Raw genomic sequence first — 21613 nt, 5'->3', positions numbered from 1 at the left:
TAGCGCAGGTCAGGGCCAAAAGCCGCGCAGAGATTGTCAGATAAGTCTTTATCGGATTTCTTGAAAATCCAAATGCAACGACTGTCATAGAGTCTGAATATGCAAAGCAAGGACACTGCAATGAACCGCTACCCACGCAACATGACCGGATACGGGGCCAACGCCCCTGACGCGCAATGGCCGGGCGGCGCCAAAGTGGCCGTGCAATTCGTGCTGAACTACGAGGAAGGCGGCGAGAACTGCATCCTGCATGGCGATGCCGCGTCCGAGGCGTTTCTGTCCGATATTGCAGGGGCCGCCCCTTGGCCTGGAATGCGCCACTGGAACATGGAATCAATCTATGACTATGGCGCGCGGGCAGGGTTCTGGCGCTTGCACCGCCTGTTTACTGGCAGCAATATCCCCGTCACCGTCTTTGGCGTCGCATCGGCATTGGCGCGCAGCCCCGAACAGGTCGAGGCGATGAAATCCGCCGGATGGGAAATCGCCAGTCACGGGCTGAAGTGGGTCGATCACCGCGACATGCCCGAAGACGAGGAACGCGCCACCATAGCCGAGGCGATCCGCCTGCACACCGAAGTCGTGGGGGAGCGTCCTCGCGGCTGGTATACGGGGCGCTGTTCGGAAAACACGGTACGGCTTGTGGCCGAAGAAGGCGGGTTCGACTGGATCAGCGACACCTATGATGACGATCTGCCCTACTGGCTGGAAGCAGGAGAACGCGACCAGTTGATCATCCCCTATACGCTGGAAGCCAATGACATGCGCTTTGCCACGGCACCGGGTTACATCACTGGGGGGCAGTTCTTCGACTATCTGAAAGATGCCTTCGATGTGCTTTACGCCGAAGGCACGCAAGGCCGGCCTGCGATGATGTCCGTGGGGCTGCACTGCCGCCTGATCGGCCGTCCCGGAAAGCTGGCAGGCCTCAAGCGGTTCATCGACTATGTCGCGGGGTTTGATGATGTCTGGTGTCCGCGCCGGATCGACATCGCGCAGCATTGGGCCAGGACCCATCGGCATCAGCGGCGCACGCGCCCCAGCCAGATGGACCGCGACGGTTTCGTCGCGCGTTTCGGCGGTATCTTCGAGCATTCACCTTGGATCGCCGAACGTGCATGGGAACTGGAACTGGGTCCGGCACATGACACGTCCGCAGGCTTGCACAACGCGCTGGCACGGATGTTCCGCAGCGCGTCCGAAGATGAACGTTTGGGTGTCCTGACAGCGCATCCCGACCTTGCGGGAAAACTGGCCGCAGCAAAGCGTCTGACGGCGGAATCAACCGCCGAACAGGCCAGCGCGGGCCTTGATGCGCTGACCGACGCCGAACGCACGCGGTTCACCGAGTTGAACAACGCCTATGTCGCGCGGCACGGCTTTCCCTTCATCATCGCAGTCCGCGACAATACCAAAGCCAGCATAATGGCAGCCTTCGAGGCGCGCCTGAACAATGACCGCGCCACCGAATTCGCCACCGCCTGCGCACAGGTGGAACGGATCGCCCGACTGCGTCTCGAGGAACTGCTATGACCTATGCCTTCCCCCCCGGCGGACTGCCCGAGCAGGATGTACTGCCCGACGGCAAGGCTGTCTTCACCACCGCCTATGCTTTCATCCCCGCCAATACGATGCGCGACATCGTCACCAGCTATCTTCCCGGCTGGACCGCTACGCGGGCCTGGATCATCGCGCGCCCCCTGTCCGGCTTTGCCGAAACCTTCGCCCAATACGCGGTCGAGGTCGCGCCCGGCGGCGGGTCCGAAAAGCCGGAACCAGACAAGACTGCGCAAGGAACCATCCTTGTCGCCAAAGGCCGGATGCGCCTGACCATCGACGGCACCGCGCATGATCTGACGGCAGGCGGCTATGCCTATATCCCTGCTGGCTGCACTTGGGCGCTGACCAATTCCGGCAAAACGCCGCTCCAATTCCATTGGATACGAAAACGCTACAAGGCGGCTCAGGGTATCGACCGACCGACAGCTTTCGTAACCTCGGATCAGGATACGCCTGTCAACTGGATGCCGAACACCGACAAATGGGGCACCACCCGTTTTGTCGAACCCAGCGACCTGCGGCACGACATGCATATGAATATCGTCACATTCCGTCCCGGAGGCTTGATCCCCTTTGCCGAAACCCATGTGATGGAACACGGGCTTTATGTCTTGCAGGGCACGGCGCGTTACCTGCTGAACACCGACTGGGTCGAGGTTGGCCCCGGTGATTTCATGTGGCTGCGCGCCTTTTGCCCGCAAGCCTGCATCGCCACCGGAACCGAGGATTTCCGCTACCTGCTATACAAGGACGTGAACCGCCACGTATCCCTGACGCTCTGACGCCTGATTCATCTTGCCACAAATACTCAAATCCACCCTCGCCATGCCACAGGAGGATCAGATGCAGACAACCATCACGGCCCGCCCCCTCACGGCGCAGGACTTCGCCCCTTACGGCAACGTGCTTGAGGCGGCAGGCCAGCCGGACAAGATCATCAATCAGGGCTTCTGCGGACGCTGGCATAATCGGGCGGAACTGGATTTCGGCACCGATGGCCGCGCAGGTATCAGCATATTCAAGGCCGAACCACGCGACATGCCCTACAAGCTTGATCTGCTGGAGCGGCATCCGGACGGGTGTCAGGCGTTCATTCCCATGTCGATGACCGAATGGCTGGTGATTGTCGCCGAAGACGATCGCGGAGCACCGAGCGGTATCGAAGCGTTCATTGCCGCGCCGGGGCAAGGCATCAACCTGTACCGTGGCACGTGGCACGGGGTGCTGACACCGCTGCATGCGCCCGGACTTTTCGTCGTGGTCGACCGGATCGGTGACACCACGAACCTTGAAGAATTTCCGCTTGAGGTGCCCCGCACGATCAAGCGCTGAAAACACAAGACCCCGTCAAGAGGGTTCCCCCATGTATCAACAAGGAGACTTCTGGGATGGCTGACACTTCACTGGGCACGCCCGAACAATTGCGCGACCCCAATTATACTCCGGCCCTTGCCAAGGCCGTGCCTCTGGGCATCCAGCATGTGCTGGCGATGTTTGTATCCAACGTGACACCCGCGATTATCGTGGCTGGCGCGGCGGGATTTGGCTTCGGATCGAACTCGCCCGATTTTCCGAACATGATCTACATGATCCAAATGTCGATGCTGTTCGCCGGAATCGCCACGCTGTTTCAGACAATCGGCATGGGCCCGGTGGGCTCGCGCCTGCCAATCGTACAGGGCACATCTTTCGCCTTTTTGCCGGTCATGATCCCAGCTGTTGCGGGAATGGGTACGGCGGGACTAGCCGGTTTGATGACTGGCGTTGTGATCGGCGGATTGTTCCACATCCTGATCGGGACGTTCATCGGCAAGCTGCGCTTTGCCCTGCCGCCGCTCGTCACCGGATTGATCGTGCTGATGATAGGACTGGCGCTGGTCAAGGTCGGCATCCAGTATGCCGCTGGCGGCGTACCCCTGATGGGCAAGCCGGAATTCGGTTCGCTGGCAATGTGGACACCGGCGTTGGTGGTGATTGTCGTCACCCTGGCACTTAAGTTCTTCACGCGCGGGATGATGTCGGTCGCAGCCGTGTTGATTGGCCTGATCGCAGGTTATGCGGTCGCCTATCTGATGGGTCAGGTCAGTTTCGGCAACGTGGCGCGCGCAGGTCTGTTCGAACTGCCGACACCTTTCAAATGGGGTATCGAATTCAACGCCGCCATCATCATCGGCATGTGCTTCATGGCCGTTATATCAGCTATCGAAACCGTGGGTGACGTGTCGGGTATCTGCAAAGGCGGCGCGGGGCGCGAGGCGACAGATACCGAGATTCAGGGCGCAACCTATGCCGATGGTGTGGGCACAGCAGTCGCAGGTATCTTTGGCGGGTTGCCGAACACATCCTTCAGCCAGAACGTGGGCCTCATCAGCATGACCGGCGTGATGAGCCGCCATGTCGTGACCATAGGCGCCGTTTTCCTGATCGTCTGCGGTCTGGTGCCGAAGTTCGGCGCCATCGTGTCGACAGTGCCGATCAACGTTCTGGGTGGCGGCGTGATCGTCATGTTCGGCATGGTCTGCGCGGCGGGTGTGAACATGCTGTCAGATGTCGCATGGAACCGGCGCAACATGGTGATCTTTGCAGTATCTTTGTCCGTCGGGCTTGGCCTTCAGCTTGAACCCACTGCCCTGCAACATCTGCCAAGGACGCTGCAGATCCTGCTAACCTCGGGCCTTCTGCCTGCGGCTGGCCTGTCGATCCTGCTCAATCTGGTATTGCCGAAAGAGTTGGACTGATCGCCTTTGAAAAGTCAAAGCCTGCCTTCTGAACCGAAGGCAGGCCTTATCATTGGTTGACCAGAATTACAGGCAGGCTTCCAGCAGCTCTCTGGTGTTGGCGGCCGTCATCTCGACGGGATTACCGCCCGTGCTGGGGTCTTGCAGTGCCGAAGCTGTCAAACCCGCAAGATCCGGATTTGTAACGCCCAAGGCGGTCAGGTTGGCGGGAATGCCAAGTTCCGCATTCAACGCGCCAACGAAGGCATAGAACCCGTCAAACCCTCCGGAAATCTCCAGATAGGCTGCCGCCTGTTCGATGCGCGCCTCGATAGCGGCACGGTTGAACCGCAGCACCGGCTGCATCACGACAGCGTTTGTCGTACCGTGATGCGTGTTGTGCACCGCTCCAATGGGATGGCTGATCGCATGGATCGCACCCAGGCCTTTCTGGAACGCCACAGCCCCCATTGCCGCCGCCGCCATCATCTGGCCACGCGCTTCGATATCGGTGCCATCCGCATAGGCACGCGGCAGATATTCCTTGACTAGCCGCATCCCTTCCAGCGCGATCCCCTGACTCATCGGATGAAAATGCGGCGAGCAATAGGCCTCAAGACAATGCGCGAAAGCATCCATGCCCGTACCCGCTGTGATCGCGGGCGGCATCCCTAGGGTCAGTTCCGGATCACAGATCACGACCGCTGGCAGGATCTTGGGATGGAAGATGATCTTTTTCTCATGCGTCATCGAATTGGTCAGCACCGAAGCCCGCCCGACCTCGGACCCTGTGCCCGCTGTAGTCGGGACCGCGACAATAGGGGCAATAGCCGAGGCATCGGCACGCGTCCACCAGTCGCCGATATCCTCATAATCCCAGACGGGGCGCGTCTGCCCTGCCATGAAGGCAACCGCCTTGCCAAGATCAAGGCCAGAGCCACCGCCAAACGCAATCACCCCGTCATGTCCGCCCGCCTTGTATGCGGCTACTCCGGCGGCAAGATTGATCTCAGTCGGGTTGGGATCGACATCTGCGAAGATGCCGCGGCCCAGACCTGCGGCCTCCATCAGATCCAGCGTGGATGCTGTAATGGGCAGACCGGCCAGCCCCTTGTCAGTCACAAGCAGTGGTTTGCGGATGCCTGCCGCCGCGCAGGCTTCGGCCAGTTCAGCGATACGGCCCGCCCCGAAACGGATAGCGGTGGGATAGGACCAGTTGGCGCGCAGAGTCATTGCTGTTTCCTTAAGTGGTATGATTTCGGGCGGGTCAGGTTGTGATAGCCGATCACCGACAATCCGCCACCGCGTCCGGTGTCCTTGCATCCGGTCCAGCATAGGCCGGGATCGAGATAATCGGCGCGGTTCAGGAACACGGTGCCGGTTTCGATCTGCGCGCCCAAACGTTCGGCACGGTCCACATCGGCGGTCCAGAGCGAGGCTGTCAGACCATAATCGCTGTCATTCATCAGGCGCAGTGCCTCGGCATCATCCTTGACCGGCATGATCCCGACGACAGGACCAAAGCTTTCCTCGCGCATCACACGCATGGAATGGTCCACATTGACCAGAATTTGCGGCATCAGATACGCGCCACCATCCGTCGGGAACTGCGCAGGATGTATCAGAGCCTTGGCGCCGACCGCCACAGCCTCGGCGGTCTGCGACCGCACCAGATCGGCGAAACGCACCTGCGCCATCGGCCCCAGAGTCGTGTCCGCCTCCAGCGGATTGCCCAGTTTGTAGCCGGATACCAGCGCAACCGACTTCTCGACAAACGCATCGAAAAGGCTTTCCACAACATAGATCCGTTCGATCCCGCAGCAGCATTGGCCCGAGTTGAACATCGCGGCATCCATCAGCGTATCGACGGCAGCGTCCAGATCGGCGTCTTCCATCACATAGCCCGGATCTTTGCCGCCCAGTTCCAAGCCTAAACCGGTGAATGTGCCTGCCGCTGCGCGTTCGATCGCGCGACCACCGGCGACCGAACCGGTGAAATTCACAAAATTGAAGGCTCGCGCCGCGATCAGTGCCGATGTCGTGTCATGGTCCAGAAACACGTTCTGGAACACATCTTCAGGAATACCGGCCGCGTGAAACGCCTGCGCCATCCGTTCGCCTACCAGCAGCGTCTGGCTGGCATGTTTCAGCACGACGGTATTGCCTGCAATCAGCGCGGGGGCGACAGTGTTGATCGCCGTCATATAGGGGTAGTTCCAAGGTGCAATCACCAGCACGACGCCATATGCCTCGCGTGCGATGTGACGCCGATAGGCGGCACTGTCTTCCAGCACGATGGGAGCAAGCGCAGTCTCAGCGATCTCGGCCATAAAGGTAGCACGCTCGTTGAAGCCTTTGAATTCGCCGCCATAGCGCACAGGCCGGCCCATCTGATGCGCCAGTTCCGGCACGATTGCGTCGTTCATCGCCCCCACAGCCTCGACCGCTTTCAGCACCAGCGCGATCCGCTCGGACAAGGGGCGCGCAGCCCAGCCTTTTTGCGCGGCGCGGGCGCGGGCAACGGCGGCCTGTGCTGCGCCCAGCGTCAGTGCGGGACGCTCGGCATAGACCGATCCGTCAATAGGCGAGATACATCTGATCATCTTGGTCATTTCCGGTCAGGCCCTCTCGAAGCCGCGGGCTATTTCATAGTCGGTCACCACGCGGTCGAATTCCTCGATCTCCCATGCAGCGGCGCGGGTATAGTGATCGATCACGTCATCCCCCATTGCGGCGCGCAGCATTTTCGAGTGGTGTAACGTGTCCACGGCATCGCGCAGGGTTTTGGGAATCTCGCCACCTTGTGCGGCCTGATAGATGTCACCAGTCGTCGGGCGCTGCAACTCCAACCCTTCCTCGATTCCAGCAAGTCCAGCGGCCAGCATGCCCGCCATTGCAACGTAAGGATTCATATCCGAGCCGGGAATACGGCATTCCACGCGGATCGCCTTGCTACCCTCACCGCAAAGGCGGAAGCCTGCCGTGCGGTTATCGACGGACCAGACGGTTTTGGTCGGTGCAAAAGTCGCCTTCGAGAACCGTTTGTAGCTGTTGATATAGGGGGCCATGAAGACGGTTATTTCAGGCGCATAGCGAATCAATCCGGCCATATATTGCCGCATCAGGTCGGACATGCCATATTCCGCGTCAGGATCGAAAAACGCGTTCGCGCCATCTTTCCAGAGCGACTGGTGCACATGCGAGGAACTGCCAACACGGTCGTGATGCCATTTCGGCAGGAAGCTTGCCGCGTGACCGTGCTGATCGGCGATTTCCTTGGTGGCATGTTTGGCGATCGTGTGATGATCTGCGGTATCCAGCGCAGGAGCATAGCGGATGTTCAATTCTTCCTGCCCTGCCTCGGCCTCGCCCTTGGTATTCTCGACGGGAATGCCTGCAGCATAGAGATGGTTCCGCAAAGGCCGCATCACGTGCTCTTCGCGGGTTGTTTGAAGGATGCTGTAATCCTCGTTGTAATCACTGATCGGCTCAAGATCGCGGAAGCCTGAGGCAGCGATCTCGCGGAATGAGCGCGCGAACAGGAAGAACTCTAACTCGGTCGCCATAATCGGCGTCAGACCCATCGTTTCGGCGCGCTTTATCTGTTTTTTCAGCATGGCGCGTGGGGAATGGCCGATCTCGTGATGCCCGTGGTGATCCATCACATCGCAAAGCACCATCACCGTGCCATCCAGCCACGGCATGGGCCGGATTGTGCCAAGATCCGGCTTCATCATGTAATCGCCGTAACCCGCCTGCCAACTTGTCGCGGCATAGCCGTCAGGCGTGGCCATCCCGATATCGGTCGCCAGCAAGTAGTTGCAGCAATGGGTTTCCTCCCAAGCACTTTCGACGAAATGCTGGGCCAGAAAACGCTTGCCCTGCAAACGGCCCTGCATATCGACCATGCAAGCCAGAACCGTGTCAACCGTGCCTGCCGTAACAGCAGATTTCAGCGCCTCGAATGTCATCAAACCAGCCATGTCGCGGCCTCCTCTTGCACTTTGTCTTTCCCGCATGCGGCCCCGCGCCAAAGCCGGGGCCGCATGTTATCTTTGATAGGGACGCGCCCGCCCGCAAGAGGGATCAGGTATAACGATAGGGCCGTCCGGCCTTTTGCATATCGGCGTTATATTTCTTGAAGATATCGACCACCTTGGCCTTCACCTCGGACTCCGAGGCGATTTCATCCCAGAAGACAAGCGCGGCATCCTCAACCGTTTTCCATTCTTCGTCCGGGATCGTGGTCAGTTGCAACTTGGTCCCGTTGACGCGAAGGTTCGCTTCACCGCCCCAATACCACCACTGGCGATAATAGTGGGATTGGTCACAGCAGACACGGAACAGGGTTTGCAGATCTTCGGGCAACTCGTTCCAGCGATCCATATTGGCAAAGAACGACCCGGCCCAGGCGCCCGAGATATTGTTGGTCAGGAAGTAATTCGTCACATCCGCCCAACCAACTGTGTAGTCTTCGGTGATGCCGGACCATGCGATACCGTCCAGTTCGCCAGTCTGGACTGCAACCTCGATATCCTCCCAAGGCAGCGTCACTGGCACGACGCCGAACTGCGCCAGAAAGCGGCCAGCTGTGGGGAAAGTGAAAACCCGCTTGCCTTGCAGATCGGCAAGGCTGTTGATCGGGTCCTTGGTGGCGAAATGGCAGGGGTCCCATGCGCCCGCGCTGATATGTTTGACGCCGACAGCGGAATATTCCGCATCCCAGATTTCGTTCAGGCCATATTGGTTGAACAGCACCGGCACATCGAGCGAATAACGCGAGGCAAAGGGAAAATAGCCTCCGAACACCGTCACCTCTGTTGGTGAGGCCATCGAATCGTCATCGGACTGTACTGCGTCGATTGTGCCACGCTGCAGCGCCTGAAACAGCTCGCCCGTAGGAACGATCTGATCCGCATAGAACAGTTCGATCTGCATGCGGTCGCCCGCGATTTTGTTGAACATATCAACTGCAGGCTTGATCACATGCTCGCCCAAGGCAGCACCGGCATAGGTTTGCATACGCCAACGTATGGTTGATTGCGCCAATGCGGGAGTGGCAAGGGCAGCAGGCCCTGCAAGGGCAGCGGTTGTCAGGAATTTGCGTCTTGTTGTCATCGTCGTCATCTCCTGTTGGTCTGTTTCAAAAGGGTGGTTCTTGCCATTCCTCTTCGTCTTGCTCCTCGCGGAGTTCTATTTTCCGTAAACAAGTTCGGGCAGCCACAGCGCGATCTGCGGAAAGACCATGATCAGCGTCAGCGCACCCAACATCACCAGAACAAAAGGCAGGATCGAACTGTAAATGTCGCGCAATGTCACCTCGGGCGGGGCCATCGCGCGCATCAGAAACAGGTTATAGCCGAAGGGCGGTGTCATATAGGCGATCTGGGTCGTGATTGTGTAAAGGATACCATACCAGATCAGATCGAACCCCAGCGCACCCACCAGCGGCACGTATAGCGGCGCGACGATCACCAGCATCGCGGTGTCGTCCAGAAAGGTGCCCATCAGCAGGAATGACAACTGCATCAAAATCAGGATGACCCAAGGATTCAGGCCAAGCCTGTCGGTAAACAGCATGTCGATAGCCCGCACCGCGCCCAACCCGTCAAAGATCGCGCCGAACCCCAGTGCCGCTAGAATGATCCACATGAACATGCACGAAATCATCAAGGTCTGCCGAACCGAGGTTTCAAAAACCGTACGGGTCATCCGGCCTTTCAGGACCGCGGCGAAGAACGCGGTCATCGCCCCGATGGCCGAGCTTTCGACAAGACTGGTCCAACCGTTCACGAAGGGCACCATCATAGCCGCAAAGATCACCAGCGGCAGCAGGCCCGCCGATAGCAGCCGCAACTTCTCGGCCGTAGGCACGTTGCGTTCCTCGACCGGAAGCACTGGGCCAAGTGAAGGGTTCAACCGGCAGCGGATATAGATATACGCGACAAACATCGCGGCCATCATCAACCCCGGCACGACACCCGCCAGCCATAACTGTCCCACGGGCTGGCGCGCAATCATGGCGTAAAGCACCAGCACCACCGAAGGCGGCACAAGAATGCCAAGGCTTGATCCCGCCTGAATAACTCCCGTGACCATCCGCTTGTCATAGCCGCGCCGCAGCAGTTCGGGCAGCGCGATAGTCGCCCCGATCGCCATGCCTGCCACGCTGAGGCCGTTCATCGCCGAGACCAGAACCATCAACCCGATGGTGCCGATAGCCAGTCCCCCGGACACCGGCCCCATCCAGACATGGAACATCTTGTAAAGATCGTCGGCCAGTTTGCTTTCGGACAGGATATAGCCCATGAAAATGAACATCGGTAGCGTCAGCAGCGGATACCATTTCATTAGCTTCATCGCGGCAGAGAACGGAATCTCCGCTCCGCCTGTACCCCACAACATCATCGCCGAAACCGCCGCAACACCACCGATAGCCGCAAACACGCGCTGGCCGGTGAAAAGCATCAGCATCATCAGCGAGAACATGAAGATCGCGATCATCTCGTATGACATCACGCAGCCTCACCGCGCAGGCGCAACACGTCTTTGAAAAACTCCGACATCGCTTGCAGAAGCATCAGGAAGATACCGAGGGTCATCAGTACCTTGATCGGCCACATATAGGGGCGCCACGCGGTCGGGCTGCGCTCGAACCGGCCCAGCACCTCGGATGCCCCCGCAAGGCCACCCGTGACAAAGGACCAGACCAGATCGCCATAGAACGCCAGTGGATCACGCCCGAAATATCCCAAGGCGTAGGCAGTTGAACTCAGCGCGCCCCAGAGAAGTACACCCAGAAAGAACAGAAGGAAAAGCACGGTAAAGGCGTCGAACCAAGCTTTCCGGCGGTCGTCCCATGTGTGATAGAAAAGATCCATCCGCACATTGGCACCCATTTGCAGCGCGTAGGGACCGCCCAGCATGTAATAGGCGACCATGGCAAATTGGGCCATTTCCAGCGTCCACAATGTCGGCGTGAAAAACGTCTTGGACAAGGATGACCAGAGCAGAATGGCCACCATGACGAAGATGCCGTACATCACCAACCGCCCCAGCCGGTAGTTTACAGCGTCCACCGCGCGGATATAGCCACGCATCACCTTGTGCATGATACCTGCCTGGCGATGTGGCACGTCACGACTGAATGATCCGGCGAAAAGGTCATGTAAGGCCCCCTGTCGGGCAAGCGTGATCCAAGCCCCCCCGACCTGTCAACGATGTTTCTGAAAGATTTTCTTCACCCCGAATCGGTCTGTGCATATATTGAACAAAAAAGGATCAGCCGCCGTGACCGACGACAGCCAGACCATCGCAGAACGGCTGCAAGCCGCCTTCGACACGCTGACGCGGGCAGAGCGGCAACTGGCTGATACCTTGCTGCAGAACTATCCTGTCACCGGTCTGGCCTCGATCACGCATCTTGCCAAAGCCGCCGGAGTGTCCACCCCGACCGTTGTCCGGATGGTGCAGAAACTGGGTTTTTCCGGATTTCCCGAATTCCAGACTGCGCTCCGCCACGAGCTTGAGGCGCGGATCTCGGACCCGATCAGCAAACGCGACACTTGGGTGGAATCCGCGCCCGAGGGTCATATCCTTAACAGGTTCACCGATGCCGTGATCGGCAATATCAGCCAGACCCTGACCCAGATCGACCTTGAGACATTCGAGAAGGCTTGCACTCTACTGGCCCACCCCGACCGGCGGATTTTCGTAGCAGGGGGGCGTATCACCCATGCGCTGGCCGAGTATCTTTTCCTGCATATGCAGGTTCTGCGGGCAGGTGTGACCCATGTCCACGCAATGTCCAGCAGTTGGGCGCATGACCTGCTTGATCTGCGGACCGGAGATGTTGTCGTGATTTTCGACGTGCGCCGGTACGAGAACAGTACACTCAAACTGGCGGAACTGGCGCGCGATCGAGGCGCTAAGATCATCCTGTTCACCGACCAGTGGCGCTCGCCCGTGCATGAATTCGCGGCCTGCACCTTCTGCGGGCGGATCGTGGTGCCCAGCGCATGGGACAGTCTGGTAACCCTGATGCTGATGCTTGAAGCGGTGATCGCCGAAGTGCAGGAACGCACATGGGATAGCACCCGCGCAAGAATGCAGGAACTGGAGGACATGTTTGACCGCTCCAAGCTGTTTCGGAAATTCACATGAAAGCCATGCGCGAAAAAGTTGACTTTGGCGCGATCCGAATGTCTAAATTCTACCAAACGATCAAAAAAGAACATGAAAACGGAATGCCTTCGCAAAACTGTTTCGAAATTGTGGCAGGTCGCCTTGGGTAGAACCGTTCTCCAGACACAGGGATAAAAGATGAAAACGCTTTCCTTCGGATTGAAATTTACCGCCTCGGCTTTGGCTCTCGGGCTGGCCGCACCTGCAAACGCCGACACGCTGCGCCTGCTGACATGGGGCGGCTACGCCCCCGAGAATGTCATCGAGATGTTCGAGGCCGAGACCGGCCACACGGTCGAAGTGACCACTTCCAACAACGAGGAAATGATCGCCAAGCTGCGCGCCACCGGCGGCGGTGGCTTCGATCTGGCCCAGCCCAGCCAAGACCGCATCGCCGGTCCGCAGGAAGAATTCGGCATCTACAAGCCGATGGACCTGTCCAAGATCGACGCGGCCCTGTTCATTCCCTCGATGCTTGAGGCCACCAAAGCCAACACTACCGTCAGCGGCGAGGTTTACGGCGTCCCGCATGTCTGGGGCACCGATGGTCTGGTTCTGAACACAGCCGAAGCTGCTTCGATCAAGGATTATACCGACCTTTGCAGCGACGAGGTGGCAGGCAAGGTTTCCTATCGCATGCGCCGTCCAACGCTGATCGGCTTTGCCTTCTCGATGGGAATGGACCCCTTTGAGGCTTATGCGGACGAGGCCGCCTATACCGAAATGCTGTCCAAGGTCGAAGAAACGCTGATCGCGTGCAAACCCAATGTCAAAACCTACTGGTCTGGCGGTGACGAGCTAATGGGACTTGTCCGCTCGGGCGAGGTCGTGGCTGCGATGGCATGGGATACCGGCGGCTGGAAGTTGAACGAGGATAACGCGGATGTCACGTTTGTTGCACCTGCATCGGGTGCCTTGGGTTGGATCGACACTTTCGTGATCCCTGCCAAAGGTCAGGCAGATGATGCCGCCTATGCCTGGATCAACTTCGTAATGAAGCCGGAAGTCGCTGCGATGATCACCGAATCCGCTGGCAACTTTACTGCGTCGCAAGGTGCGGATGAATTTGTCTCGGACGCGCTGAAGGCCCGCTATCAGGCCAGCTTCCCGCAAGAGGCTGTGGATAACATCAAATGGTATCCGCCCGTTCCCGCAGGACTGGAAGCACTGGAGGGTGCCGTACTGGACCGCGTTCAGGCCGCACGCTGATCATTTGACGTCAGAGGGCGGCACCCGCAGATTTCGGGTGCCGCTTTCGTTTTGCCGACACATCAGGACCGGATCACCAAAATGACTGCTTCCACCCTTCCCGATCTTGAATGTGACTGTCTGACAAAGCATTTCGGCGCGTCAGTCGCGGTGGATGACGTTTCATTCTCGGTACCGGCGGGATCGTTCTTTTCGGTTCTCGGACCATCCGGTTGCGGTAAGACAACGATCATGCGGATGATCGCAGGCTTTCTGGAACCGACCAGCGGCGATATCCGGATCAAGGGCCGCTCGGTTCTGGATGTACCGCCCAACAAGCGCCCTGTGAACATGGTGTTCCAGCATCTGGCGCTGTTCCCGATGATGAATATTGCCGACAATATCGGCTACGGTCTGCGCCGCAAGGGCATGGCCAAAGGCGAAATCGCCCGCAAGGTGGACGAGGTACTGGACCGGATCGGGCTACCCGGCATTGGCACGCGCCGTGTCGACGAACTGTCAGGCGGGCAGAAACAGCGCGTTGCCATTGCCCGTTGCATGGTGCTGGAGCCGGATGTTCTGCTGCTGGACGAACCACTAGGCGCGCTTGATCTGAAACTACGCGAGCATATGAAGATCGAGCTGAAGGCGCTTCAGGCCGCATTCGACACCACCTTTGTCTATATAACGCATGACCAGTCCGAAGCCTTGGTCATGTCCGACCAGATTGCCGTGATGAACACTGGGCGGTTCGAGCAGATGGGCACTGCGCGCGACCTTTATTATCGTCCGCAGACCGCCTTTGTGGCGGGGTTCGTAGGTGATGCGAACCGCTGGCAGGGCCGTGTGATCAGGGCTGAAGGTGAGGCGCTGGAGATCAAGACCGATGGCGGCCTGATCCTGCGCGGGGTCGGTCCCGGACGCGGCCTTGGCATTGGCGACAAAGCCGAGGTATTTGTACGACCCGAAGCGATCCGGCTGGCCGAGAACACCGCGCAACTGTCCCATTTCGACACGCAGATCAGCGGCCATGTCAGCACAATCCTGTTTAACGGGGCCGCCAGCCGCGTGATCGTGGCAGATGCCAGCGGCGCCGAGATTGAGGTGACCCTGCCGCAATCCGGCGAGTTCGCGCATCTGTCACGCGGTATGACCGTACATATCGGATGGTCCGGCGAGCAGGGCAATTGCTTTGCCGCGCAGGGGCGGTGACCCGGATGCGGGCGGGACAGAAACTCGGGCTGATCCTTCTGCTGACACCGCTTTTGCTGTGGTTATCCTTATTGATCATCATCCCGCATATCGACCTGTTCCTGCTGTCGCTGCGCGAACGGGTGGGTGTGCGCCAGTATGAAACCAGCCTGGCCAACTACACTACGATCCTGACCGAACCGCTTTACATGGTCACCTTCGCGCGCACCGCGATCATGTCGATCCTCGCCACGGCCCTGACGTTGCTGATCGCCTTTCCCGTATCCTACTATATCGCCAAGATGGTCCGTGGCCGTGCAAGGTCGGTGTTGTTTCTGATGTGCTTGATACCTTTTTGGGTGTCCGAGCTTGTACGCACCTTCGGTTGGATGATCCTGTTGCGCGAAAGCGGTGTGATCTCGGGCTTGCTGCAATGGGCAGGGCTGGCGGCGGGGCCGGTCGAGATGCTTTATAACGACGCGTCCATCATGGTGGGCCTTGTCTACACATCCATGCTGTTCATGGTCGTGCCCTTGGTCACGACATTGGACAGTCTGGACGATGCGGTGATCGAGGCGGGCTATGATCTGGGCGGGTCCGGCCCCAGTATCCTGCGTGAAATCGTGATCCCCCACGCCGTTCCCGGTATTGTCTCGGGCAGCATCGTCGTATTCATGCTAAGCCTTGGCAATTACCTGACCCCGACCATGCTGGGTGGCAAGGACAGTCTGTGGTTCACGCAAATGATCTATTCCCAGTTCATCGTCCGCTTCAATTGGGAGCTGGGCGCTGCCTTTGGTTTCATGCTGCTTGTATTGTCATCCCTGATCGTCTGGGTGGTGCTGCGGATGACCGGTCAAACGCTTGAAAAGACGATGGGGTAGGTAGCGACATGATCCCGACAATCCCGCAAAACCCGCTGATCCGCGTCGCCTATGGCGCCTATGTTGCGCTGTTCTTCCTCTATCTCGCGCTGCCTTTGACGGTCGTGGCAGTCTTTGCATTCAACGACAGCCAGTTCCCGTCGCTTCCGTGGGAAGGCTTTACGCTGGGTTGGTTCTTCGGGTCCGAGCGGCCCGTGATCGGGGTGTTCCACGAAGACCCGATCCTGCGCGCAATCGGTACATCGGTTACGATCGGGCTTGCCGTATCAACCCTGTCGGTTGCCGTTGGTACAACCAACGCCTTCTTGTTCAACCGCTACCAGTTTCGCGGGCGCGGGCTGCTCTATGTGCTGATGCTTCTGCCGCTGGTCATTCCCGGTATCGTGCTGGGTATCTCGATCCTCGTCTTCTCCAGCACATTGGCGAATAGCGCATGGGATGCAGCGGAAATCGACCTTCAAGCGCTGCGGCCAGGTCTGGTGTTGGTCATTCTAGGACAGTTTTCCTTTGTCACTACCATTGCCACTTTGGTCATTGCAGCCCGCCTGCAGAAGTTCGACCGCACATTGGAAGAGGCCGCGCTGAACCTTGGGGCCAATCACCTGACAGCCGTTCGAACGATTACCCTGCCCTATCTGGCCCCCGCCATGATCGGCGCCTTTGTCGTGTCTTTCCTGATGAGCTTTGAGAATTTCAACACGACGCTGATGCTGGTCGGATCGGACTCGCCCTTGACCATTGCCATGTTTGACCGCCTGAAACTTGGATCAACCCCGCTCCTGAATGCCGTGTCTCTTCTGCTGATGCTGGGCTCCAGCGTGTTGGCGCTTTTGATGATCGCCTTCCAGCGCAGAAGCTGAGACTACACCTGTTCAAGAGGTTCCGCGCAGGCACAAGAAAGGGCCGGAACTTTCGCTCCGGCCCTTTCTGAAATATGCGTTTTTTGGGTTTTATTTGAAGCGCTTGATCTCACCCGATTTCAACCGGCTGAGGTAGCTGTCAAGCTCGCGCTTGACGATAGGCATCAGGAAGTAAAGCCCAGCGATATTAACCACCGCCATCGCAAAGATCGCCGCATCCGAGAAATCAATGACCGGCCCAAGGCTGGCGGCGGCACCGATCACGATGAAGATGCAGAATATGACCTTGAACGTCAGTTCCTGCGTCTGCCCTTCACCGAACATGTAGGTCCACGCCTTCAGACCGTAATAGGACCAGCTGAGCATGGTCGAAAAGGCAAACAGCACGACCGCGATTACCAGAAGATAGGGGAACCATGAAAAGGCGGATTCAAACGCAGCCGATGTCAGACCGACACCTGTTGCACCTGTTGCCGTAGTAACCTGCCCTGCCTCGTTGATGATATAGAGGCCGGTTTCAGGATCGGTCAGAAGTTGACCGCTGATGATGATGACCAAGGCGGTCATCGTGCAGATCACAACCGTGTCGATAAACGGCTCGAGAAGCGACACAAAGCCTTCGGTGATCGGCTCTTTGGTGCGCACTGCCGAATGCGCGATAGCCGCAGAACCGACCCCCGCCTCGTTCGAAAAGGCGGCACGGCGGAAGCCCTGGATCAGCGCGCCGATCATACCGCCGACGATACCGTTTCCGGTAAAGGCGCCGTTAAAGATCTGACCGAAAGCTGCACCGACCATGTCGAAATTCATCAATATGATCACAAGCGCCGTACCGACGTAGAGAACGCCCATAAACGGCACTACTTTCTCGGTCACGCGGGCGATGGATTTGATCCCGCCAACAATCACCGCGAAGACGACGACCGCGAAAACCACCCCCGTGATCCACCCCGGATACTCACCGAACACACCCGACAACTGCTGATGCGCCTGATTGGCTTGAAACATGTTGCCGCCGCCCAAAGCACCCAGCACGCAGAAAATCGAGAACAGAACCGCAAGAAACTTGCCACCCGGCAGGCCACGTTCGGCAAAGCCCTTGGTCAGGTAATACATCGGGCCGCCGGATACGCGCCCGTCGGGATATTCGTTACGATACTTCACACCCAGCGTACATTCGGTGAACTTGGATGCCATCCCCAGAAGACCCGCAAGGATCATCCAGAAGGTTGCACCTGCCCCGCCGATACTGACCGCGACCGCCACACCTGCGATATTGCCCAGACCGACAGTGCCGGACAATGCGGTAGCAAGCGCCTGAAAGTGGCTGACCTCGCCCGCGTCATTCGGATCGGAGTATTTTCCGCTGACCAGCGCCAGCGAGTGACCCACCACACGGAACTGGATGAAACCGAAGTAAATTGTGAAAACCGTTGCCGCCACAACCAGCCAGACAACGATCCATGCGATGGATGTTCCGGGGATCGAGGCGAAAATGAAATTGACGAACCAGCCGGTCGAATCTGCGAAAACCCGGTTAACGGTCTCGTCGACGGTTTGCGCTTGTGCTGACATCGCCGACAGCATCAAGGCAACAACTGCAGCGAAGGCTGCGGAGAATGATTTATGTGTCATCTGTGTTCCCTGTCCCTGCTCATGGTACAATGGTGCAGGGCACCGGGGCCGCCTGCGCCAGATGTCCAGCCACCGAGCCGAAAATCCGGCTACCAAGCTGTGTGTGTCCGTTGCGTCCGATCACGATCTGGACCGCTGCCATCTCTTCGGCAATCTTGCAGATCGTTTCGGCAATATGCCCGTAACGGATTGCACTTTCCGCCTCGATTCCTTCAACGCGGATCTTTTCCAACACCGGAGAGATCAGCGCCTTCTCGGCCCGCTCCAACTCTTCCCGGCGGCGCTTGTGACGCTCTTCCAGTTCAGATGCGCTCAGGAACGAATAAGGCGACCATTCCAGAACGTGAACGAGGACCACCGTGCCCCCCTGAAGCTTTACCCGACCCACGGCAAAGTCGAGCGCCCGTCGAGAGGCCTCGCTACCGTCATAGCCGACGACGAATTTTGCAGACATTTGTCCCTCCTGCGTGTTGGCTTGCATTCCGTGATGCCGCGACAGTTTAGCGCAGCAGTTGTGCAAAACATATATGACTGGTTCCCGTATTGGCCCCGCGAACCCCCTTTCTGGCCTTTGTTTCCGAGTTTCGCAGGTCATATGCCTGCCAGATAGAAAATTGCGAAATTATAGCCTGCAAGAATTCGGGCAGGCAGGAAACGCCAGAATCTTGAGTTCACGACGCAGAAAGGTGTCCCTTGCCCACCGAGACCGACATGAAACCGTTTGCGCCAGACCAGTTGAAAATCACATTCGAAATACATTATATGACCTATCACGCTGGCCTATACATTGCTGGCATAATTACAGGACCGGCACGTTCATGAGCACATCCCGACACTCCGACCGCCCCCAGAGCCGCGCCGGTTCCAATGGGTTTGCGCGTTATTTCCCGATCCTGACCTGGGCCAAAACATATGACCGCGACGCCCTGACATCGGACAGCGTGGCTGCTGTGATCGTGACCATCATGCTGATCCCGCAGTCACTGGCCTATGCCCTACTTGCAGGTTTGCCGCCTGAAATGGGCCTCTATGCCTCGATCCTGCCGCTGGTCGCCTACGCCGTCTTCGGCACCAGTCGCGCCTTGGCGGTTGGTCCTGTCGCGGTCATCTCGTTGATGACAGCTGCCGCTGTGGGCAACATGGCGTTGGAGGGGACTGCGGAATATGGGGTGGCGGCCATAACGCTGGCCTTTATTTCGGGTTTGATCCTGACTGTCATGGGCCTGTTCCGTCTGGGGTTTCTGGCGAATTTCCTGTCGCATCCGGTGATCGCGGGTTTCATCACCGCCTCGGGGCTGCTGATCGCGGCCAGTCAGATCGGCACACTGATGGGCATTAATGCAGGCGGTCACTCGTTGATCGAGCTGGCGCGCAATCTGGCTGGAAGCCTGCATCTTGTGAACCCACTCACCTTTGTTATTGGCGCTACGACAACGGCCTTCCTTTTCTGGGTCCGCAAGGGTCTGAAACCAATTCTGGTTCGCATCGGTCTGCGCGCCCGTCTTGCCGACCTTCTGGCAAAAGCGGGGCCGGTGGCCGCCGTGGCAGTCACTGCGCTGGCTGTCTGGGTCTTCGATCTGGACGAGAAAGGCGTGGCTATAGTCGGACATGTGCCGAACGGCATACCCCCTTTCAGCCTGCCCAGCTTTTCCGGCGATATCTGGGGGCAATTGTTTGTCTCGGCCTTGTTGATATCGGTAATCGGCTTCGTGGAATCCGTTTCGGTTGCCCAAACCCTCGCGGCACGCAAGCGCCAGCGGATCGACCCCGATCAGGAACTTGTGGGCCTTGGCACCGCCAATATCGCAGCCTCGCTGTCTGGTGGCTACCCGGTCACCGGTGGCTTTGCACGATCTGTCGTGAACTTCGACGCAGGCGCAGAAACGCCCGCAGCAGGTGCCTTCACCGCCATCGGCATCCTTATGGCGGCGATGTTCCTGACCCCGCTTTTGTACTTCCTGCCCAAGGCCACATTGGCAGCGACAATCATCATTGCGGTTCTCAGCCTTGTGGATCTGTCCATCCTGAAACGCAGTTGGGGCTACTCTCGGCTGGATTTTGCAGCCGTGGCGACCACCATCGCCATCACATTGGGACTCGGGGTCGAGATGGGAGTCTCGGCAGGGGTCATCCTGTCAATCGGCCTGTTTCTCTACAAAACCTCGCGCCCGCATGTGGCAGAGGTCGGCCTTGTTCCGGGCACTCAGCACTTCCGCAACATCCTGCGCCACAAGGTCGAAACCTATCCGCATCTGGTCACATTGCGCATTGATGAAAGTCTCTACTTTGCCAATGCGCGCTTTCTGGAGGATTACGTGACAGACCGCGTGACCTGCGACGAACCGATCCGTCACGTCGTGCTGATGTGTTCTGCTGTCAACGAGATCGACATGTCCGCGCTCGAAAGTCTTGAGGCAATCAATGCGCGCCTGCGGGATATGGGTATCTCGCTGCACCTGTCCGAGGTGAAAGGCCCTGTCATGGACCGCCTGAAACGCAGCCACTTCCTTAACGACCTGACGGGGCAGGTTTTCCTGTCGCAATATGACGCAATGATCGCCCTGACCAGCCCGGCCAAGGCCTGAACCTTCCTATGCCACGGCGACCTTGATTGACGTAGCCTGACAGGCACCTTAATTGCAGCGTCATGGCACAGGATATCTGGATCGGCATCGAAATCGAGAATGACAGGGCGCAGGGCTGGCGCTTTGACGGTAACACGGCACAGACCGGAATATCGGGTCTTGCTGCGGATGTGCTGCGTGACATCAGTGACACGTCTGCCCTGATCATCAAGGACGGACCTGCATCGCAAAGCGTACCAGCCCTCGTTTTGCCCGCCACCTTTCCTTTCGGCGCCCTGCATCAGGATAAACCCAAAGGGCTGCTAGGCCACACCGCTAGGCTGCGGATTGCAGGTGCACTGGCGCTGAACAAAGGATGGGACGGGGTGATCTGCCTGCCTATGAGCGATGTCACCCACTGGTGCCAGGTCAGCGCGGATGAGGTGGTAAGCTTTCAATCCGCGCTTACACCGCGTCTGGCGCAAGCGCTTGGCGCATCGGAAAAGGCAGATCCGGAGGCTCTGGCCGATACGATGTCACGACCAGAGCGGCTGTCGCTGCATCTTCGTAGCGCGACGCTCAAAGCAGATCCGGAGGCGGTTGCGGGTCATTTGGTCGGGGCGGAACTGGCGGCGATGCGACCCTATTGGCTGGGTCAGCAGGTGATCGTAATCGGACAAAACAGTCTCTATTCAGCCGCGATTTCGGCGCAAGGAGTGCCCGTCAACATGGTGGACGGACAGGATGCCACCCGTGAAGGCCTGATCGCCCTGCGCGCGGCCATCGGCTAAGCCAGAGAACTGCCGCGCGGACGGATGCCTCCGGCGGGG

Annotated in this window: 20 protein-coding genes; 12 read left to right on the top strand and 8 right to left on the bottom strand. The window is 58.5% G+C overall.

Features of this window, described 5'->3' with window-relative positions:
- Window positions 1–120 precede the first annotated feature (120 nt).
- The 4 genes from puuE (at window position 121) to K7H22_RS11400 (ending at window position 4298) form a co-directional block, all read left to right on the top strand.
- On the top strand, window positions 121–1533 hold the full coding sequence (puuE, locus tag K7H22_RS11415; protein WP_230800949.1) for an allantoinase PuuE: 1413 nt from the start codon (window positions 121–123) through the stop codon (window positions 1531–1533).
- Window positions 1530–2342: a bifunctional allantoicase/(S)-ureidoglycine aminohydrolase gene (locus K7H22_RS11410; RefSeq protein WP_230800948.1), complete on the top strand. Its 813-nt coding sequence runs from the start codon at window positions 1530–1532 to the stop codon at window positions 2340–2342. The genes puuE and K7H22_RS11410 overlap by 4 nt, the downstream gene beginning before the upstream one ends.
- A gap of 61 nt (window positions 2343–2403) precedes the next feature.
- Window positions 2404–2892, top strand: a complete 489-nt coding sequence (locus tag K7H22_RS11405) for an ureidoglycolate lyase (RefSeq protein WP_230800947.1) — start codon at window positions 2404–2406, stop codon at window positions 2890–2892.
- A 56-nt stretch (window positions 2893–2948) separates the two neighbouring features.
- Window positions 2949–4298, top strand: a complete 1350-nt coding sequence (locus K7H22_RS11400) for a uracil-xanthine permease family protein (RefSeq protein WP_230800946.1) — start codon at window positions 2949–2951, stop codon at window positions 4296–4298.
- Between the two features lie 66 nt (window positions 4299–4364).
- On the opposite strand, the gene K7H22_RS11395 is transcribed toward K7H22_RS11400, so the two are convergent.
- The 6 genes from K7H22_RS11395 to K7H22_RS11370 all read right to left on the bottom strand — a co-directional run bounded on the left by K7H22_RS11395 (window position 4365) and on the right by K7H22_RS11370 (window position 11389).
- The gene (locus K7H22_RS11395) at window positions 4365–5510 is read right to left on the bottom strand and encodes an iron-containing alcohol dehydrogenase (protein ID WP_230800945.1); all 1146 of its coding nucleotides are present in this window, start codon (window positions 5508–5510) and stop codon (window positions 4365–4367) included.
- Window positions 5507–6880 (bottom strand): aldehyde dehydrogenase family protein, encoded by a 1374-nt coding sequence (locus K7H22_RS11390; RefSeq protein WP_419248182.1) that lies wholly within the window; start codon window positions 6878–6880, stop codon window positions 5507–5509. Before K7H22_RS11390 ends, K7H22_RS11395 begins: the two co-directional genes overlap by 4 nt.
- A gap of 15 nt (window positions 6881–6895) precedes the next feature.
- Window positions 6896–8260 carry a glutamine synthetase family protein gene (locus K7H22_RS11385; protein ID WP_230800943.1) on the bottom strand — a complete coding sequence of 455 codons (1365 nt, stop codon included), beginning with the start codon at window positions 8258–8260 and terminating at the stop codon, window positions 6896–6898.
- A 103-nt stretch (window positions 8261–8363) separates the two neighbouring features.
- A complete protein-coding gene (locus K7H22_RS11380) occupies window positions 8364–9395 on the bottom strand; it encodes a TRAP transporter substrate-binding protein (protein ID WP_230800942.1) in 1032 nt (343 codons plus the stop codon).
- Window positions 9396–9470: 75 nt separating this feature from the next.
- Entirely contained in the window at window positions 9471–10793 is a 1323-nt protein-coding gene (locus K7H22_RS11375; RefSeq protein WP_230800941.1) for a TRAP transporter large permease, read from the bottom strand.
- Window positions 10793–11389 (bottom strand): TRAP transporter small permease subunit, encoded by a 597-nt coding sequence (locus tag K7H22_RS11370; RefSeq protein ID WP_230800940.1) that lies wholly within the window; start codon window positions 11387–11389, stop codon window positions 10793–10795. Before K7H22_RS11370 ends, K7H22_RS11375 begins: the two co-directional genes overlap by 1 nt.
- A gap of 178 nt (window positions 11390–11567) precedes the next feature.
- Between K7H22_RS11370 and K7H22_RS11365 the strand changes: the two genes are divergently transcribed.
- The 6 genes from K7H22_RS11365 (at window position 11568) to K7H22_RS11345 (ending at window position 16584) form a co-directional block, all read left to right on the top strand.
- Window positions 11568–12440 (top strand): MurR/RpiR family transcriptional regulator, encoded by an 873-nt coding sequence (locus K7H22_RS11365; RefSeq protein WP_230800939.1) that lies wholly within the window; start codon window positions 11568–11570, stop codon window positions 12438–12440.
- Complete coding sequence (locus K7H22_RS20070; RefSeq protein ID WP_269063095.1) at window positions 12437–12571, top strand: hypothetical protein; 135 nt, start codon at window positions 12437–12439, stop codon at window positions 12569–12571. The genes K7H22_RS11365 and K7H22_RS20070 overlap by 4 nt, the downstream gene beginning before the upstream one ends.
- 28 nt (window positions 12572–12599) lie before the next feature.
- Entirely contained in the window at window positions 12600–13670 is a 1071-nt protein-coding gene (locus K7H22_RS11360) for an extracellular solute-binding protein (protein ID WP_230800938.1), read from the top strand.
- Between the two features lie 81 nt (window positions 13671–13751).
- Window positions 13752–14861 carry an ABC transporter ATP-binding protein gene (locus tag K7H22_RS11355; protein ID WP_230800937.1) on the top strand — a complete coding sequence of 370 codons (1110 nt, stop codon included), beginning with the start codon at window positions 13752–13754 and terminating at the stop codon, window positions 14859–14861.
- A gap of 5 nt (window positions 14862–14866) precedes the next feature.
- The gene (locus K7H22_RS11350; RefSeq protein WP_230801171.1) at window positions 14867–15724 is read left to right on the top strand and encodes an ABC transporter permease; all 858 of its coding nucleotides are present in this window, start codon (window positions 14867–14869) and stop codon (window positions 15722–15724) included.
- Window positions 15725–15732: 8 nt separating this feature from the next.
- Entirely contained in the window at window positions 15733–16584 is an 852-nt protein-coding gene (locus tag K7H22_RS11345) for an ABC transporter permease (RefSeq protein ID WP_230800936.1), read from the top strand.
- A 90-nt stretch (window positions 16585–16674) separates the two neighbouring features.
- Here the strand turns inward: K7H22_RS11345 and K7H22_RS11340 are convergent, their stop codons facing one another.
- Together K7H22_RS11340 and K7H22_RS11335 are read right to left on the bottom strand one after the other, a co-directional pair.
- Window positions 16675–18219 carry an alanine/glycine:cation symporter family protein gene (locus K7H22_RS11340; RefSeq protein WP_419248176.1) on the bottom strand — a complete coding sequence of 515 codons (1545 nt, stop codon included), beginning with the start codon at window positions 18217–18219 and terminating at the stop codon, window positions 16675–16677.
- 19 nt (window positions 18220–18238) lie between these two features.
- Entirely contained in the window at window positions 18239–18673 is a 435-nt protein-coding gene (locus K7H22_RS11335) for a universal stress protein (protein ID WP_230800935.1), read from the bottom strand.
- 364 nt (window positions 18674–19037) lie between these two features.
- Here K7H22_RS11335 and K7H22_RS11330 point away from each other — a divergent pair, with 364 nt between their 5' ends.
- Complete coding sequence (locus K7H22_RS11330) at window positions 19038–20804, top strand: SulP family inorganic anion transporter (protein ID WP_230800934.1); 1767 nt, start codon at window positions 19038–19040, stop codon at window positions 20802–20804.
- A 62-nt stretch (window positions 20805–20866) separates the two neighbouring features.
- Complete coding sequence (locus tag K7H22_RS11325; protein WP_230800933.1) at window positions 20867–21574, top strand: 2-dehydro-3-deoxygalactonokinase; 708 nt, start codon at window positions 20867–20869, stop codon at window positions 21572–21574.
- Window positions 21575–21613 lie beyond the last annotated feature (39 nt).

Origin of the sequence: Seohaeicola saemankumensis (assembly GCF_021021435.1) — a bacterium.
Lineage (GTDB): Bacteria > Pseudomonadota > Alphaproteobacteria > Rhodobacterales > Rhodobacteraceae > Seohaeicola.
This window is presented reverse-complemented; position numbering and strand designations above follow the sequence as displayed.